The organism is Vibrio sp. 811 (genome assembly GCF_033339195.1).
The window spans coordinates 1-546 of the sequence record NZ_JAWOUB010000814.1; the positions used below are offsets into that span (position 1 = coordinate 1).

A 546-nucleotide genomic window follows, 5' to 3' on the forward strand; every position below is an offset into this window, starting at 1 on the left:
AATGGTCTACGATGCGTCGAAAGAGACGGTTAAAGTGACTGCGATGGTGTTCGCGATTTTGCTGGGTGCGACGGCGTTCTCGATGGCGTTTACGTATACAGGCGGTGACTATCTGGTCGAAGAATGGATGTTGCAGATCCCGGGTGAGAAGTGGGGCTTCTTGATCATTACGATGATTGTGATTTTGATTCTGGGCTTCTTTATCGACTTCGTTGAAATCTGTTTCATCATCGTTCCTATTATCGCACCGGTTGCTGAGCTGCTCGGCATCAACATGACATGGTTTGCTATTCTCATCGCGATGAACTTACAAACCTCCTTCTTAACACCGCCATTTGGCTTCAGCTTGTTCTATTTGAAAGGGGTTGCGCCTGCAGGCGTGACTACACGGGATATTTATCGTGGCGTGATGCCATTCATTGCGATTCAAATTCTCGTCCTTGCCTCCTTACTGTTTTTCCCAAGTTTCTACGGCATGGGTTAATGGGTAAGGAATAAAAGAGATTTTGTGAGCTGAGAGTCTTCACCTTTTGAGACAAGTTGTTA

Annotated in this window: 1 protein-coding gene; it reads left to right on the top strand. The window is 46.2% G+C overall.

Annotated elements, in window-relative coordinates; all coding sequences use genetic code 11:
• Positions 1-484, top strand: a 484-nt coding sequence (locus R7Q46_RS29545) for a TRAP transporter large permease subunit (RefSeq protein WP_318078634.1), incomplete at its 5' end; no start/stop codon positions are given.
• Between the last annotated feature and the right edge of the window lie 62 nt (positions 485-546).